This is a genomic window from Nocardioides rubriscoriae, assembly GCF_008087085.1.
GTDB lineage: Bacteria > Actinomycetota > Actinomycetes > Propionibacteriales > Nocardioidaceae > Nocardioides > Nocardioides rubriscoriae.
Genome location: NZ_VIYJ01000017.1, coordinates 24,659 through 39,889 on the forward strand (window position 1 = coordinate 24,659; position 15,231 = coordinate 39,889).

Here is a 15,231-nt window from a genome sequence, read left to right on the forward strand (position 1 = left end):
AGGTGTCCCGGCCGGGATCTGGTGTCGGTGCACGACCGTGCCGGGAGGCTCTTGGGGCCGGCTTGGGAACGGGTGGGCCGACCGTCCCTGCCGAGCGGGGTCGGGCCCAAGTGGCAGCCAAGGGCCCCGCGTGACGGTGGGCGTCAGACGGCCCGCGACCCGGCGGCCGACCGACCCCAGGAGCACCCATGCGACCCGATCCCGCCGCGCGAACCCACCCGCCCCAGCTCGACCTGCCCGGCCAGACCCACGTGGCCGAGGGTCCGCACGACCAGACCGGCATGTACGTCATGCACTTCGCCTTCCGGCGCGACCTCGCGGCATTCTCCAGCGCCGTGCGGCAGACCCCGCTGGGCGACGCAGGGACGTGGCGGGCCCTCGCGGCGCGGTGGAGCCGCTTCGCCGAGGTCCTGCACCACCACCACGAGGCCGAGGACGACGCGTACTGGCCGCTGCTGGCCGCGGCCGCGGCCGAGCGGGGCAGTGCCGGGGACCAGGACGAGGTGGCCGCCATGACCGAGGAGCACGCGGGGATCGACCCCGAGCTCGACGCCTGCCGGGAGGCCTTCGTGCGTGTCCTGGAGCACCCGTGCGACGCGCACCGCAACGCCCTCGACATCCGGGTGACGGGCCTGCGCGAGCTGCTGCTCGAGCACCTGCACCACGAGGAGACCGTCGTGCTGCCGATGCTCCAGCGGCTGTGGACCACCGAGGAGTTCGAGGCGGCCGAGAAGGGCGTCCAGAAGCACTACCCGCCGAAGGAGGCGCCCTTCATCGTGGCCTGGGCCCTGTGGCGCCTGCCCGAGCCGGCCCGCGACCGGATGGTCGGGCTCGCCGGGCCGGCGTACGCCGTGCTGCACCGGGTGGTGCGTCGCCGCTTCGCCCGGCGCGAGCTCGCCACGTTCCGCTACGCCGACCCGCAGGTCTGACCGGCTCAGAACCCCAGCGACGAGCGGCGCTCGGCCAGCCACCCGAGGTAGGCCGGGAGCCGCCAGGTGGTGGCCAGCGCCTCGGCGCGCGCCGCGGCGGCGCGGGCCTGGTCGACGTCGCCGAGCAGCGCGAGGGCGAGCGCGAGGTAGCCGTCGACCGGGCCGAAGCCGACCGAGACGCCGGCGACCACCATCCGGCTGCTGGCCTGCCGCAGCACGTCGACGGCCTGCCGTGCGAGCGCCGGGTCGCCCAGGCAGGCGGCGATGTCGGCGCGCTCCGCGGCCTCCATGGTGGCGTGCCACAGGTCGGGGACCGGCGGGACCGGGCGACGCGCGATCTCGGCCCGGGCCTCGGTGAGCTGACCGGCCCGGGTCGACTGGAACACGGCTCCGACGGCGAGGAACGGGTCCGGGGCGGCCCGCATGACCTCGCGGTACGCCTCGGCGACCGCGGGGGTGAGCTCGGGGCGCCAGGTGGCGGCCGTGAAGGACAGGGCGAAGTCGAGCGACTCGTCGGCCGGGGTGGTCACCTCGCTGCGCATCCCGCGCAACCGCTCCTCGATGGCCTCGGCCTCGGCGAGCCGCCCCGCCATCAGGGTCAGGCTGAGCCGGACGAAGCCGAGGGCGAACTCGACGTAGGGCAGGCGACGACGCCGGGCGATGGCCTCGGCCGCCTCGGACTCGGCCTCCCAGACCGCCAGGTCGGCCGCCTCGACGGCCGCTCCGGCCAGGGCCGCGCGGCCCACGGCCTCGGCCGCCTCGTCACGGCACTCACGGGCCGCCTCGACCTCCTCGCGGGCCAGCTCGAGGCGACGCGCGAGGTAGCGGGGGCGCCACAACGCGAGCCAGCCGGTGCGGGCCGCCCACCCCCTCAGCTCGGCGTCGCCCAGACGTCGACCCAGCGCGAGACCCTCCTCGACCAGCGCCTCGACCTCGGGCTCGTAGCCGGGCGCGTAGTAGAGCTGGACGGCGAGGGCGAGCATCAGCCGGCACCGGGTGGGCGAGTCGCGCGGACCCGCCACGGCGAGCGCCTCGCGCAGGTCGTCGACGAGGTCCTCGGAGACCTCGTCATAGGACTGCGGCAACCAGATGTTGTAGCGCGTGAGCCCGGCCACCGCGAGCGCGACACGGTCGGGGTCGCCGTCGGCGCTCGCGAGCCGGACGGCCTCGGCGACGGCCTCGACGACGGCGCGCCACCGAGCGGCCCGCGCCGCGACCTCGGCGAAGCCGAGCAGCAGGTCGTAGCGCTCTGCGCGGGTCGCGGCCGGGTCGAGCGCGTGGCTCGCGAGTGCCGAGGTGTAGAGGTCGGTCGCCTCGACGTTGGCCCAGACCCGACGGGCCTGCGCGGCGGCGGACACGGCCGCCCGCCAGGCCGACGCTGCGTGCGCCGGGCCGGCGGCCCGCCAGTGCCGTGCGAGCTCGAAGGTCCGCTCCGCCTCGCGCAGCCCGACCCACGGCGACGACTCCAGGGCCCGCGCGATCCGGGCGTGCACGCGCGTGAGCTGGCCGGTGGGCGCGGCGGCCACCACGGCGTCGCGGGTCAGCGCGTGCGCGAAAGCGACCCGCCCGTCGGGTCGGACGTCGACCGCTCCGGTGCGCTGCGCCGGCCAGAGCAGCTCGAAGACCTCCGCCGGCGTCCGGTCGGCGACGGTCGCCAGGAGCAGGGGTGAGTGCTCGCCCCCCAGCGCCGCCGCGACGACGAGGACCTCGCGCGTCTCCTCGGGCAGCTCCTCGAGACGTCCGGCGACCACGGTCCTGACCGACTCGGGCACCACGTCGTGCCACCCACCGCCGGACAGCCCGAGGCGGGTGAGCTCGACGAGGAAGAACGGGTTGCCGCCGGTGTGGGCGCACCAGGTGTCGACCGGGGCCGGCACCGACGTGGTCCCGGCGACGGCGGCGACGAGGGTGCGGGCGTGCTCGACCCCCAGGCCGGTGAGCTCGAGGACGCGGGCCCCCTGACGGGCCAGGGTGGCGCCGAGGTCGAGCAGGGCCCCGGCCGGCTCGGGGTGCGTGCGGCGGGTCAGCAGGACCGCGACCCGGTCGCCCGGCTCGACCCCCGCGACGAGGTGGCCCAGCGCCCGCAGGGTCCGGGTGTCGGCCCAGTGCAGGTCCTCGACGACCAGGAGCACCGGATGCCGGGCGGCCCGGTCCCGGACCGTCCGCAGCAGCGCCTCCTGCACGGCGAAGGCGGCCAGGGGGCCGTCGTCGGGCGCGTAGGGCCCGGCGTCCTGTGGCGCGAGCACGTCGTCGACGTCGAGTCCGAGGGCCTCGAGGAGGCGGTGCCACGGCCACAGCGGCGGGGCACCGTCGTCCTGGGAGCAGCGTGCGACGGCGGCGACGAACCCGGCCTCGCGGGCCGCCCCCACCGTCATCGCGCCCTGGGATGGGAGCCGGGTCCGCATAGACAACCAAGTTGGCCATATGCCATATTAAGACAACCAAGTTGTCTACATCGAAGGAAGTCCCATGAACCTGTTGACCACCCTGGCCGGAGCTCGCGTCACCGAGACGCCGGCCGCCGCCATGCGCACCTACGCCAGCCCCTCTGCCGACAGCACCGCCGACGTCAGCGTGTGGCGCACCGAGATGAAGCCCGACACCTCAGGACCGGTCCACGTCATCGACACCGACCACGTCGTGGTCGTCCTCGAGGGATCCCTGCGCGCAACGGTCGACGGCGCCACGGTGGAGGCGGGCGCGGGTGACTGCGTCCTGCTCCCTCGAGACGCCGAGCGGCAGCTGGTCGCCGGCCCTCAGGGTGTCGTCACCCTGACCGCCGCGCAGCCGGGCAGCACCGCACGGGCGGGGGACGCCGACCCGGTCCGCGTCCCCTGGGCGAGCTGAGGAGCCGAGATGTCCTCCCCCGCCCGGACCCCGACGCCTGTCGGCCGGCTCGGTCAGGCGTCGCCGATGGCGCCCGGCACGAGCCGGCCCGGCCTGGCCCTGCTCGTCATCACGACCGTCCAGCTCCTCATGGTCCTCGACGTCACCATCGTCAGCATCGCCCTGCCGACCATCCAGTCCGACCTCGGGCTGAGCCTCGCGCAGGTCGAGTGGACGGTCACCGGCTACGCCCTCTCCTTCGGTGGCCTGCTGCTCCTCGGCGGCCGCCTGGGCGACGTCCTCGGACGCCGTCGCATGCTGATGGTCGGCATCGCCGTCTTCGCCGTCGCCAGCCTCGTCGCCGGCCTGGCCGGCGCCGAGGAGGTGCTGCTCGGCGCCCGCATCACCCAGGGGATCGGAGCCGCCATCGCGTCCCCCACGGCGCTCGCCCTGATCCCGGCCACCTTCCCCGAGCCCGCCGCCCGGGCCCGGGCGATGGGCGTCTACGCCGCCATGTCGGGCATCGGTGCGGCCACCGGCCTCGTCGTCGGCGGGGTCCTCACCGAGTGGGTCTCGTGGCGCTGGGTCTTCCTCCTGGCCGTCCCCTTCGCCGTGGCGATCCTCGCCCTGGCGCCGCGGGCGCTCCCCGAGCCGCCGACCCGGCGCGGGAGCCTGCCGGTCGCGTCGACGATCCTGGCCACCACCGCCGTCGCGTCGCTCGTCTACGGCGTCTCGCGCACCCCGGTGGTCGGCTGGGACGACGGAGGCAGCCTCGGCTGGGTCGTGGCGGCCGTCCTCCTCGCGGTCGTCTTCGCGGTCGTCGAGACCCGCAGCACGACGCCGCTGCTGCCGCGGGAGCAGCTGCGGATCCGGGACAAGCAGGTGGCGTGGGCGTCCACCCTGTTCCTGGGCGCGGGCATGCTGTCGACCCTGTTCCTCGCCACGCAGTTCATGCAGCTCGACCTCGGGTTCCGGCCGCTGCAGGCCGGACTCGGCTTCATCCCCTTCAGTGCGGCGATGGTCGTCACCTCGCAGGTCGCGGCCCGGATCCTGGCCCGTATTGGTCCCTGGCGGCTCATCGGGACCGGGGCCGCGCTGGCCGCGGGCGCGGCCGCGGCGATGTCGGCCCTCGACGCCGGGCAGGGCTACACCAGCCTGATGCTGCCGGCCCTCGCGGTCGAGGGCGTCGGGTTCGGCCTCGTGTTCGTCCCGGTCACCGTCACCTGCATCATGGGCGCCGCACCGCAGGAGGCCGGCGTCGTCTCCGGGCTGACGTCGACCATGCAGCAGCTCGGCGGGGCGGTCGGAGTCGCGGCGATCGTGAGCCTCAGCACCAGCGGCTCGGCCGCCACGCACCACCCGGACACCGGCACCGGGTTCGCCGTGGTGGCCGGCCTGCTGGCGGTCGTCGCCGTCGCCGCGGGCGCCCTGCTCGCGGTGAGGGAGCGGTCGAGGTCGCTGGCCGGGTGACCGGGGCTCCACGTCCGGGCGTGGAGCGCCCACCCCGACCGTCATCTCGGTTGTCCGTCGCCCGTCCTCGTCGTTACCGTGAAGGAGTGTCCGACGTGCCGCTGGTCCGCCTGCTCTCGATGGCCGTCACGGTGGCCCTCGAGGAGCTCCACACCGAGCTGCACGAGCGAGGTCACGGCACGCTGCGCCCGGCCCACGGCTACGCGCTCAACGCCGTCCTCAACGGTCGCGACACCGTCTCCGAGATGGCCCCGCTGCTCGGGATGACCAAGCAGGGCGCGGCCAAGCTCGTCCAGGCGTTGATCGACGAGGACTACCTGGCGATCGACGAGGCCGGCGGCGCGGACGCCCGGCGCAAGCCCCTGGTGCTCACGGCTCGAGGCCACGAGGCGGTCCAGGTCTCGGTCGACATCCAGGACCGGATCGAGCGCGAGTGGGCCGAGCTGGTCGGTCCACGCCGGATGGCGAGCACCCGCGCCGCGCTCGAGCGTGCGGTGACCCACGCCGCGGGCGGTGGCTACCCACCGGTACGTCTGGGCTGGTAGCCGGATCGCCGCTCGCACACGACACCCGGGTCCGACCCGCGCGCCTGACTTCCCGGCCGCGCCGGGTTGGAGTGTGATGACAGACTCATGAGGTGAGGGACCACCGCGTCAACCCGGTCGACGCCATCTGGCTCAACATGGACCGGGCTCACAACCTGATGGTCATCGAGTGCGTCCTGTTCCTCGACGGGCCGCTCGACCGGGCGAGGTTCGACCGCGTGGTGCAGCGACGGCTGATCGACGCCTACCCCGTCTTCTCGCGTCGCCCCGTCGTCGGGTCCCGCCGCCGGTCGAAGGCGCGCTGGCGCGACGTCCCCGGCTTCGACTTCACCGAGCACGTGCGCGAGGTGAGGCTCCCGGCGCCGGGGGACGCTGCCTCGCTGCAGGCCTACGTCGGTGGCTTCCTCTCGACGCCGCTGCCGCGCGACCGCCCCCTGTGGGACATCCACCTCATCGACGGGCTCGACGAGGGCTCGGCGATCTACGTGCGACTGCACCACGCCCTGGCCGACGGCATCGCGCTCACGCAGGTCCTGCTGTCGCTGACGGACGTGACGCCTGATGCCGACGTGAGCGGAGGGCACGGCACCGGTGCGCGACACCACGGTGTCGGTGACCTCGTCGCCGTGGCCCGTCGCGCCGCGCCGGAGGTGACGGGGGCGCTGCGACCGGCTCGGGTCCGGGCGTCGACCCTCGCAGTGATCCGGGGCGTGCTCAGCGGAGCGGGTGTGCTCGGCAAGCTGGTCCTGACCCGCAACCCGAGGTCGGCGCTGGTCGGTTCGGCGGGCCCGCACAAGCGAGCGGTCTGGTCCGACCCGATCGACCTGCAGCTGATCAAGGACATCGCCGCCACCTCGCAGGCGACCGTCAACGACGTCCTGGTCTCGGCGCTGGCCGGTGCCCTCCAGCGCTACCAGGTCGAGCGGGGTGCGCGCGCGGTCGACATCCCGACGGTGGTCCCGGTCAACCTGCGTCCGATGCACCTGCCTCTTCCCCGCGAGCTCGGCAACCGCTTCGCGCTCGTCCTGCTGGTGCTGCCCTCCGGGCTCAGCTCCGCGGCCGAGCGCCTCGCCGAGACCAAGCGTCGGATGGATCGGATCAAGGGGTCCCCCGAACCGGTCATGACGTTCGCGCTGATCCAGACGATCGGCCGCCTCGGGCGGCGGCTCAGCAGCGCCCTCGTGGCCTTCTTCGGCGGCAAGGCGTGCGGTGTCACCACCAACGTCCCCGGCCCGAGAGAGCCACGCTTCCTCGCGGGGACCCGGATCACCAGCCTGCTGGGCTGGGTGCCCGGGTCGGCCCACCAGACGCTCGGGACGTGCATCTTCACCTACGCCGGCACGGTGCGGGTCGGCTTCAAGACCGACACCGCCGTCATCGCGGACCCCGACCGGATCCTCGCCGCGTTCCACGCGGAGATCGACGACCTGTCCCGCGTGCTCGCCGCGGCCGGGCGCCGCTGACCGACGCTTCCTCCCCGTCGTTCTTGCGCAAACGTTGGGGTTCGGGGTGTCGTCCCCGGCCGGTGCGCTCGGCTAGCCTGAGGCGCCGCCCCCCGCTCGACCGTGGGGGGAGAGCGGGGGGCGGTTCACCCCATGTGGCCTCTCGAGGGTCCCCGCTCCTCCGACGTCCTCGTCGCTCTCCGTACCCTGCAGCCATGAGCGCTCTCACCGCCCTCGCCGACGGCTTCCTCGACCGCTCGCTGGTCCTCGGCTACACCAAGATCGGTCCCTCCCTGCGGCGCCACTGGTGGCCGGCCGACCCCCAGCCCGGGTGCCTCGACGGCCAGCGCGTGGTCGTCACCGGCGCCACCTCCGGCATCGGCGAGGCGATGGTCACCCTGTTCGCCGCCCTCGGCGCGACCGTGCACGTGCTGGGCCGCAACCCCGCCAAGGTCGCCACCGTCGTGGCCGACGTACGCCGGGCGCTGCCGTCGGCGACGCTGGTCGAGGAGGTCTGCGACGTCGGTGACCTCGACGCCGTCCGGGCCTGGTGCGACGACTTCTCCGGTCGCGTCGACAGCCTGCGCGGCCTGGTCCACAACGCCGGGACCCTGCCCGCCGAGCGCACCGAGTCGCCGCAGGGCCACGAGATGACGCTGGCGGTCCACGTGCTCGGACCCCACCTCATGACCGAGCGGCTGCTGCCGCTGCTGGGTGCCGCCGCCGACCGCCCCGGCGGCGCCGGCAGCGTGGTGTGGATGTCGTCGGGCGGCATGTACAGCGCCGGCCTGCGCAGCACCCCCGACGAGATCGAGTACCGCGACGGCACCTACGACGGGGTGCGCGGCTACGCCCGCACCAAGCGGATGCAGGTCGAGATCGTCGACGCCTGGAACGACCGGCTGCGCGGCGGCGAGGTCCGCATCGAGAGCTGCCACCCGGGCTGGGCCGCGACGCCGGGGGTCTCCGACAGCCTGCCGGGCTTCGAGAAGGTGATGGGGCGCCTGTTCCGTGACGCCGCCTGCGGCGCCGACACGGCCGTCTGGCTCGTCGCGAACCGCCCCGACTCCACCGGCACCCACCACTTCTGGCACGACCGGGCGCCGCGCCCCACGACGTACCCCGTGCAGCGGCGACCCGACCTCGCCGCGCGGCGCGCGTTCGTCGACTACGTGGCAGCGGCGACCGGGACGGTCTGGCCCTAGCCGGCGGCAGACCTGCGGACGGGCCGCAGCGGGAGCAGCCGGCGCCGCCCCGTCTCGCCGGACGCGCCGGGCTCGTCGCGGGTGACGACCTCGGTGACGTCGGGGCACCGGGCGCGCACGGCGACCTCGAAGCGTTGCGTCAAGGTCAGGTCGCTGCTCGGGCAGTGGGCGCAGGCGCCGCCCAGCGCCACCTCGACCCGTCCGCCGCGTACGTCGAGCAGGCTGATCCGCCCGCCGTGGCCGCGTACGTAGTCGCCCACGTCACCGGCGATCACCTGCTCGACGGCCATCCGCAGCACGTCGTCGCGGTCGGCACCGCCGGGGCCGCGCCAGGCCGAGGCGTCGCCGAGGGCCGCGACCAGCGCCGAGCGGACCCGGCCGCCCACGACGCGCCACGACCGGCCCGCCGCGATCGCGACGCGCACGGCGTCGGGCTCGACCTCGACACGGGTCACGGTGCCGTCGTCGACCAGGGTCTGCAGCTCCGGGGGCAGGGCCGCGGGCGCGCCCACGAAGGGCAGCGTGCCGGCCGGCATCACCCAGCGCACCGCGGTCGGGTCGCCGGCGACCGGCTCAGGGTGGATGGCCACGCTCACACGAACGCACCCACCACTAGGCGGGTGAGCGCCGCCATCGACCAGGCGACGACGAAGAGGTAGCCGAAGGCGATCGCCGGCCACTTCCACGAACCGGACTCGCGGCGCAGCACGCCGACGGTCGACATGCACTGCAGGGCGTAGAGGAAGAAGACCAGCAGCGCGGCCAGGACCGGTGCCGTGAAGAGCGGCTCGCCGGCGCGCGGGCCGTCGGCCACGGTCATCTGCTCGAGCGCGTCGGCCGGCTGGTCGGGGTTCTCGGCGGCTGCCACCTGTCCGAGCGTGGCCACGAACACCTCGCGCGCCGACAGCGAGGCCAGCACGCTGACGTTGATGCGCCAGTCGAAGCCGAGCGGCTCGAAGACCGGCTCGACGAACCGTCCGACCGCCGCGCCCGCGCTGTGGTCGATGACGTACGTCGACACCGCGGCCCGGTCGCTGGGCTCGACGCCGTCGGCGCGCAGCTGCGCGTCCGAGGGGTGGGGCAGGTTGAGCAGCAACCACAGCACGATGGTGGTGCCGAGGATGATCTTGGCGACCTTGCGCAGGAACCCGCGGCAGGCGTCGTAGACGGCCAGGCCGACCGAGCGCAGCGACGGCACGCGGTAGGGCGGCATCTCCATGTAGAACGGCAGCAGCGGTCCGGTGCCGCGCCCGATGCGGGAGAAGAGCCAGGCCGACGCCATCGCCGACAGCGCGCCGACCAGGTAGAGGGCGAACATCACGACACCCTGCGCGCCGACGGGGCCGAACCGGGCGTCGCGGTCGACGAGCAGCCCGATCAGCAGCACGTAGACGGGCAGCCGCGCCGAGCAGGTCATCAGCGGCGCGCCCATCATGGTCGCGATCCGGTCGCGCGGCGAGGGCAGGGTGCGGGTGGCCATGATGCCGGGGATCGCGCAGGCCAGCGACGACAGCAGCGCGACGAAGGCGCGGCCCTCGAGCCCGGCCCCGGCCATCACCCGGTCCATCAGGAAGGCGGCGCGGGCCATGTAGCCCACGCCCTCCATGAGCGAGATGAGCACGAAGAGCAGGGCGATCTGGGGCAGGAAGACCAGCACCCCGCCGACCCCGCCGAGGATCCCGTCGGACAAGAAGCTCGCCAGCCAGTCGATCGACACGTGCGCATCGACCTGGTCGCCGAGGAACGCGAAGAAGGTCTCGATGTAGCCCTGCAGCGGCGCCGCGACGGCGAAGATCACCTGGAAGAAGGCGAACATCGTGAGCGCGAAGACGATGCTGCCCCACACCGGGTGGAGCAGCACGGCGTCGATGCGCTGGGTCCGCGCGTCGGTGACGGGGAGCCGGTAGCCCGACGAGGTCAGCACCGAGTCGATCCAGCCGGTCACCCCGGTCGGGTCCGTGGGCGGCAGCACGACGGGCGTCGACCACTCGTCGGGACGCACCATCAGCGCACGCAGCCCGCCGAGCTGCTGTCGGCGGCCGCCGACGACCGCGACGACGGGCACGCCGAGGGCACGACGCAGGGCCTCGACGTCGAGGGCGCCCTGGCGTCGGTAGAGCTCGTCGGTGAAGGTCAGCACCACGCACGTCGGCACCGACGTGTGGAGCACCTGGGCCAGCATGCGCAGCGAGCGGCGCAGCGTGGTCGCGTCGAGGGTCACCAGCAGGCCCTCGGGGGTCACGGTCGTGGGGTCGCCGGGGTCGAGGACGTCGCTGACGATCTGCTCGTCCGGGCTGATCGCGTCGAGGCTGTAGGTGCCGGGGAGGTCCTCGAGCAGCACCTGCTGCCCGTCGACCTCGACGCGTCCCTCGTAGCGGGAGACCGTGACACCGGGGTAGTTGCCGGTCTTGGCGCGCAGCCCGGTCAGGGCGTTGAAGAGCGTGGTCTTGCCCGAGTTGGGGCTGCCGACCAGCGCGAGGTGGGTGTGGTCGAGGGTCGCCGTGGTGCCGGCGTCGCTGCCCGAACCAGACCCGGGCCCGTGGGGCCCGCAGGTCACGAGGTGGTCGAGACCTGGATGCAGCGGGCCTGCATGCGGCGCAGCGCGATGTCGTAGCCCGCGACCCGGAACACGACCGGGTCGGCCATCGGCGCCCTGCGCACCATCTCGACCTCGGCGCCGGGGGCGAACCCGAGGTCGACCAACCGGCGCGCCGTGGCCGGGTCGGCCCCGCCGGACACACCGGTGACCCGGGCGCGAGCCCCGCAGTCCAGCTCGGCGAGCGTGCCGGTCGCCGTGGCGGGGATCGCGGGTGCGGCCGAGCCCGTCGTCACCTGGACGGCGCGCGGCGTCGGGCGACGCTGGCCGAGGGTGAAGGACATGACGGACATCTGCGGGTCTCCCGGGGGAACGGCGGAAGGTGAGGCTTGCCTACACCAGTAGAGGCTAGCCTAACCGGCGCCGCCGCCGGACGCCAGTGTCCTGACGGGTGGTGACCCCGACCTCGCCGTACGACGGGCAGGATGGCGCCGTGAGCCATGCACCCATGCCCGGCGCCGAGGGCCTCGCCGAGCCGCTGCGGTCGCGGTGGAGCCCCAGCGTCTTCGACGACACCCACGTGCTGGCGACCGCCGAGGTCGAGACCCTGCTCGCGGCGGCCCGGTGGGCGCCGAGCGCCGGCAACAGCCAGCCGTGGCGCTTCGTCGTGGCTCCGCGCGGCAGCGCCGCGCACTCCGCGTTCGTCCCCCACCTCAGCCGCGGCAACGCCGGCTGGGTGCCACGCGCCTCGCTGCTGCTGGTCGCCGGCTGCGAGGTCGTCGACGTCAAGGACGCCGACACCGCGCGCTACGACCTCGGCCAGGCCGCCGCCCACGTGACCCTGCAGGCCCGCGCGATGGGGCTGCACGCCCACCAGCTCGGCGGCTTCGACACGCAGGGAGCGGCCGTCGCGCTCGGCGTGCCCGACCACGTGCAGCTGCTGGCGACCATCGCGATCGGGGCCCGCGGCGACGCCGCGACCGTGCCCGAGCGTGACCGCGAGCGCGAGCAGCGCGAGCGCACCCGTCGACCGCTGGGCGAGATCGCGTACGACGTGGGGTGGCGGCCGTGGGCCGGCTGAGCAACAAGGGCGTCCTGGTCGTCCTGCTCCTGCTCGCCCTGGTCAACGTGCCCTTCGTGCACGGCGCGTGGGTCGGGCACCAGCTCGACCGCAACGGGGTCGAGACGACCGCGACCGTGACCGCCAGCCGCGGCTCGGGTGACGGCGGGCTGGTCGACTTCCGCTTCGACCCGCGGGTCGACCCCGACCAGCGGACCTGGACCGCCGCACTCGACGCGGACGGCTTCGACGTCGCCGAGAGCGCCGGCACCATCGAGGTCCGGGTCGTCCCCGGCTCCCCCCAGAACTACCGCGTGTCCGGCGAGCAGGGGGCCGGCGTCCTGGTGGTGCTCACGGTCTTCGCCGACGTGGTGCTGCTGCTCGCCCTGGTGCTGCTGTGGCTGCGCACCGCCGGACCGCTGCGGCTGGTCGCCCTCGAGGACGTGCGCCGGGCCCGCCCGGCCTACAGCCTGCAGCGGCTCTCCCCCACGGAGTACGTCGTCACCGGCGAGGTGGTCGTGATCGAGCCCGGTGCGGTGGTGCTCGACCTCGGTGACCGGCAGGTGCGCGTCGAGCTCGACGGGTTCGACAACCCCGTGGGCTACGAGCAACCCGCACAGGTGAGGTGCCGCCTGCCAGAATCATCGCCATGACCTCTCTCCAGGACTTCAGCGCGACCACCCTCGACGGGCAGCCCGTCGACCTCTCGGCCTACGCCGGCAAGGTGGTGCTCGTCGTCAACACCGCCTCGCAGTGCGGCTTCACCCCCCAGTACGAAGGCCTCCAGAAGCTCTGGGAGACCTACGGCGAGCAGGGCTTCGTCATCCTCGGCTTCCCGTGCGACCAGTTCGGCCACCAGGAGCCCGGCGACGAGGCCGCCATCGGTGCGTTCTGCCAGAAGAACTACGGCGTCACCTTCCCGATGATGAGCAAGATCGAGGTCAACGGCGACGGCGCCCACCCGCTCTACCAGTGGCTGCGCAAGGAGAAGGGCGGCCTGCTCGGCGGCAAGATCAAGTGGAACTTCACCAAGTACCTCGTGGGCAAGGACGGCCAGGTCATCGACCGCTACGCGCCGACGACCAAGCCCGAGAAGATCTCCGGCGACATCGAGAAGGCCCTCCAGGCCTGATCCGGCCTGATCACCGCGTGAGCACCTTCACCTCGTCCACCACCGCAGAGGCCGTCGTCCCGGTCGAGCGCGCCCGCGTCTGGGAGGCGTTGACGCAGCCCGACCTGGTGGCGGCGTTCACGCCGTTCATCTCCCGGATCACCACCGACGGCGGCGACCACTGGATCTGGCACATGTCGGGGCTCCAGGTGCTCGGCAAGGGCTTCTCCGCGACCTTCACCGAGCGGATGACGCTCGAGGAGGGCACGCGGATCGAGTTCACCCACGACCCGCCGGCCGGTGCCAAGGAGCGGGCGGGCGTCCACGGCTGGTACGCCCTGGCCGACCACCCCGACGGCGTGCTGCTCGAGACCAGCATGGAGATCTGCGTCGACCTCCCGCTGCCCAAGGTCTCCGGCGGCGCGGTCCGTACGACGATGCGCGGGGTCATCCACCAGATGGGCGACCGCTTCTCCAAGAACCTCCTGACGCACCTGGGCGTCTAGGTCGCTGCGGTGGTCGAGGTGCGAGGAGCGCCGGCGACGACACGTCGCCGGCGCAGGCCGACGAGCGCGAGGACCGCACCGGCCGCCGCCAGCACGGCACTGACCTCGAGGGCGCGGTGCAGGCCCTCGAGCAGCGCCTGCGACGGGTCGGTGCCGGTGCGTGCGAGCGCGTCGACCCGGTCGAAGGCCAGCGTGCTGAGCACCGCGAGACCCACGGCCGCGCCGACCTGCTGGGTGGTGTTGAACAGCCCCGAGGCCAGGCCCGACTCGCCCTCGCCACCGAGGTCCTCGGTCGCCGCGGCGAGCACGGCGACGGCGGCGATCCCCAGCCCGGTGCCCCACAGCAGGCTCGGCGGCAGGAAGCCCGCGGCGTACGAGTCGTCGGCCTGCAGCTGCGAGAACCACCACAGCCCGGCCGCCAGCATCACCATCCCGCCGACCAAGGGCACCCGCGCCCCCAGGCGCGGCAGCAGCGCCGACGCCAGCCCGCTGCCGAGGAAGGCCGCAGCGGCCAGCGGGAGGTAGGCCAGGCCGGAGTCCTGGGCCGTCTCGCCGCGCACCTGCTGCAGGTAGAGCGTCAGCACGAAGAACGTCGACAGCTGCACGCCGCCGAAGAGGATGTTGGTCGCGTTGCCCACGCTGAGGTTGCGCAGCCCGAAGACGTCGAGCGGGACCAGGGGGTCGCGGGTCCGGCCCTCGACCACGACGAACGCGGCGAGCAGGACGACCGAGGCCGCGAAGGAGCCGAGCACCAGGCCCGAGGTCCAGCCGTGCTCCTCGCTGCTGACCACGCCGAAGACCAGCGCGGTGACGGTCGCGGTGATCAGCACCGAGCCGGGCAGGTCGAGGGTCGTGGCCCGCTGCCCGCCCGCCGGGGCCACCAGGCGCAGGGTGGCGGCCGCGACGACGACGCAGACCGGCACGTTGATCCAGAAGATCCAGGGCCAGCCGGGGCCGTCGGTGAGCAGGCCGCCGAGCAGGACGCCCGCCGCCCCGGCGACGCCGCTGACCGCACCCCACGCGCCCAGGGCGACGGCACGACGTCGACCGCGGAAGCCCGAGGTCAGCAGCGACAGACCCGCCGGTGACAGCATCGCGGCCCCCACGCCCTGCACCACCCGGGCGCCGAGCAGGACCGCGGGCTCGGTGGCCAGGGCACAGGCGGCCGAGGCACCCGCGAACAGCGCGAGCCCGGCGAGGAAGACCCGGCGGCCGTCGACCAGGTCGGTCAGCCGTCCTCCGAGCAGCAGCAGGCCGCCGAACGCCAGGACGTAGGCGTTGATGATCCACTGCAGGTCGGTGGGGTCGAAGCCGAGGTCGGCCTCGATCGTCGGGATCGCGATGTTCACGATCGAGGCGTCGAGGATGACGATGAACTGCGCGGCGGCCAGGACCGGCAGCGCCGCCCAGCGGGCCGGCCCCCGGTCGTCGGTCGGATCGTCGGTCGGATCGTCGGTCGGGTCGCCGGCGCGGGGCCCGGCCGCGGGCTGGTGGGTGGTCATGAGGTCGTCCTCCGGGTCGTGTGGGTGGCGGCCGTACGATGGAGCTGACGGCCAGTTCTGAACTACGAGTTCAGAAATGTACTGATAGATCATTTCTGC

At 73.9% G+C, this 15,231-nt stretch carries 15 protein-coding genes; 10 read left to right on the forward strand and 5 right to left on the reverse strand.

The window, feature by feature from the left end; translation table 11 throughout:
* Positions 1 to 188: 188 nt before the first annotated feature.
* The gene (locus tag FZC61_RS22150; protein ID WP_148616444.1) at positions 189 to 929 is read left to right on the forward strand and encodes a hemerythrin domain-containing protein; all 741 of its coding nucleotides are present in this window, start codon (positions 189 to 191) and stop codon (positions 927 to 929) included.
* A 5-nt stretch (positions 930 to 934) separates the two neighbouring features.
* Here FZC61_RS22150 and FZC61_RS22155 read toward each other — a convergent pair whose 3' ends face one another.
* Positions 935 to 3,334, reverse strand: coding sequence for an AAA family ATPase (locus FZC61_RS22155; protein WP_148616445.1), 2,400 nt, complete (start codon positions 3,332 to 3,334; stop codon positions 935 to 937).
* A 64-nt stretch (positions 3,335 to 3,398) separates the two neighbouring features.
* Here FZC61_RS22155 and FZC61_RS22160 point away from each other — a divergent pair, with 64 nt between their 5' ends.
* The 5 genes from FZC61_RS22160 (at position 3,399) to FZC61_RS22180 (ending at position 8,417) form a co-directional block, all read left to right on the forward strand.
* Positions 3,399 to 3,776 carry a cupin domain-containing protein gene (locus tag FZC61_RS22160; protein WP_148616446.1) on the forward strand — a complete coding sequence of 126 codons (378 nt, stop codon included), beginning with the start codon at positions 3,399 to 3,401 and terminating at the stop codon, positions 3,774 to 3,776.
* A 9-nt stretch (positions 3,777 to 3,785) separates the two neighbouring features.
* On the forward strand, positions 3,786 to 5,225 hold the full coding sequence (locus FZC61_RS22165; RefSeq protein WP_148616447.1) for an MFS transporter: 1,440 nt from the start codon (positions 3,786 to 3,788) through the stop codon (positions 5,223 to 5,225).
* 86 nt (positions 5,226 to 5,311) lie between these two features.
* Positions 5,312 to 5,770, forward strand: coding sequence for a MarR family winged helix-turn-helix transcriptional regulator (locus FZC61_RS23265; RefSeq protein WP_170286231.1), 459 nt, complete (start codon positions 5,312 to 5,314; stop codon positions 5,768 to 5,770).
* Positions 5,771 to 5,862: 92 nt separating this feature from the next.
* A complete protein-coding gene (locus tag FZC61_RS22175; RefSeq protein WP_148616448.1) occupies positions 5,863 to 7,233 on the forward strand; it encodes a wax ester/triacylglycerol synthase family O-acyltransferase in 1,371 nt (456 codons plus the stop codon).
* Positions 7,234 to 7,427: 194 nt separating this feature from the next.
* Complete coding sequence (locus FZC61_RS22180) at positions 7,428 to 8,417, forward strand: SDR family NAD(P)-dependent oxidoreductase (RefSeq protein ID WP_148616449.1); 990 nt, start codon at positions 7,428 to 7,430, stop codon at positions 8,415 to 8,417.
* On the opposite strand, the gene FZC61_RS22185 is transcribed toward FZC61_RS22180, so the two are convergent.
* The 3 genes from FZC61_RS22185 to FZC61_RS22195 form a co-directional block, all read right to left on the reverse strand.
* A complete protein-coding gene (locus FZC61_RS22185) occupies positions 8,414 to 9,007 on the reverse strand; it encodes a NifU family protein (RefSeq protein WP_148616450.1) in 594 nt (197 codons plus the stop codon). The genes FZC61_RS22180 and FZC61_RS22185 overlap by 4 nt on opposite strands.
* Positions 9,008 to 9,009: 2 nt before the next feature.
* Positions 9,010 to 10,890 (reverse strand): ferrous iron transporter B, encoded by a 1,881-nt coding sequence (feoB, locus tag FZC61_RS22190; protein ID WP_211357401.1) that lies wholly within the window; start codon positions 10,888 to 10,890, stop codon positions 9,010 to 9,012.
* Between the two features lie 80 nt (positions 10,891 to 10,970).
* A complete protein-coding gene (locus tag FZC61_RS22195; protein WP_148616452.1) occupies positions 10,971 to 11,297 on the reverse strand; it encodes a FeoA family protein in 327 nt (108 codons plus the stop codon).
* Between the two features lie 149 nt (positions 11,298 to 11,446).
* On the opposite strand from FZC61_RS22195, the gene FZC61_RS22200 reads away from it, so the two are divergent.
* The 4 genes from FZC61_RS22200 to FZC61_RS22215 are packed head-to-tail and all read left to right on the forward strand — an operon-like array spanning position 11,447 to position 13,630.
* Positions 11,447 to 12,034: a nitroreductase family protein gene (locus FZC61_RS22200; protein ID WP_246142851.1), complete on the forward strand. Its 588-nt coding sequence runs from the start codon at positions 11,447 to 11,449 to the stop codon at positions 12,032 to 12,034.
* Entirely contained in the window at positions 12,022 to 12,666 is a 645-nt protein-coding gene (locus FZC61_RS22205; RefSeq protein ID WP_148616453.1) for a hypothetical protein, read from the forward strand. The genes FZC61_RS22200 and FZC61_RS22205 overlap by 13 nt, the downstream gene beginning before the upstream one ends.
* Positions 12,663 to 13,145: a glutathione peroxidase gene (locus tag FZC61_RS22210; RefSeq protein WP_148616454.1), complete on the forward strand. Its 483-nt coding sequence runs from the start codon at positions 12,663 to 12,665 to the stop codon at positions 13,143 to 13,145. The genes FZC61_RS22205 and FZC61_RS22210 overlap by 4 nt, the downstream gene beginning before the upstream one ends.
* 17 nt (positions 13,146 to 13,162) lie before the next feature.
* Entirely contained in the window at positions 13,163 to 13,630 is a 468-nt protein-coding gene (locus FZC61_RS22215) for an SRPBCC family protein (RefSeq protein WP_170286232.1), read from the forward strand.
* On the opposite strand, the gene FZC61_RS22220 is transcribed toward FZC61_RS22215, so the two are convergent.
* A complete protein-coding gene (locus tag FZC61_RS22220; RefSeq protein ID WP_170286233.1) occupies positions 13,627 to 15,132 on the reverse strand; it encodes an MFS transporter in 1,506 nt (501 codons plus the stop codon). The genes FZC61_RS22215 and FZC61_RS22220 overlap by 4 nt on opposite strands.
* Between the last annotated feature and the right edge of the window lie 99 nt (positions 15,133 to 15,231).

Bases quoted from the DNA above. Each gene is read 5' to 3' on its own strand.
- FZC61_RS22150 (WP_148616444.1), top strand. From the start codon at position 189: ATGCGACCCGATCCCGCCGCGCGAACCCACCCGCCCCAGCTCGACCTG.
- FZC61_RS22155 (WP_148616445.1), bottom strand. From the start codon at position 3,334: ATGCGGACCCGGCTCCCATCCCAGGGCGCGATGACGGTGGGGGCGGCC.
- FZC61_RS22160 (WP_148616446.1), top strand. From the start codon at position 3,399: ATGAACCTGTTGACCACCCTGGCCGGAGCTCGCGTCACCGAGACGCCG.
- FZC61_RS22165 (WP_148616447.1), top strand. From the start codon at position 3,786: ATGTCCTCCCCCGCCCGGACCCCGACGCCTGTCGGCCGGCTCGGTCAG.
- FZC61_RS22180 (WP_148616449.1), top strand. From the start codon at position 7,428: ATGAGCGCTCTCACCGCCCTCGCCGACGGCTTCCTCGACCGCTCGCTG.
- FZC61_RS22195 (WP_148616452.1), bottom strand. From the start codon at position 11,297: ATGTCCTTCACCCTCGGCCAGCGTCGCCCGACGCCGCGCGCCGTCCAG.
- FZC61_RS22210 (WP_148616454.1), top strand. From the start codon at position 12,663: ATGACCTCTCTCCAGGACTTCAGCGCGACCACCCTCGACGGGCAGCCC.
- FZC61_RS22220 (WP_170286233.1), bottom strand. From the start codon at position 15,132: ATGACCACCCACCAGCCCGCGGCCGGGCCCCGCGCCGGCGACCCGACC.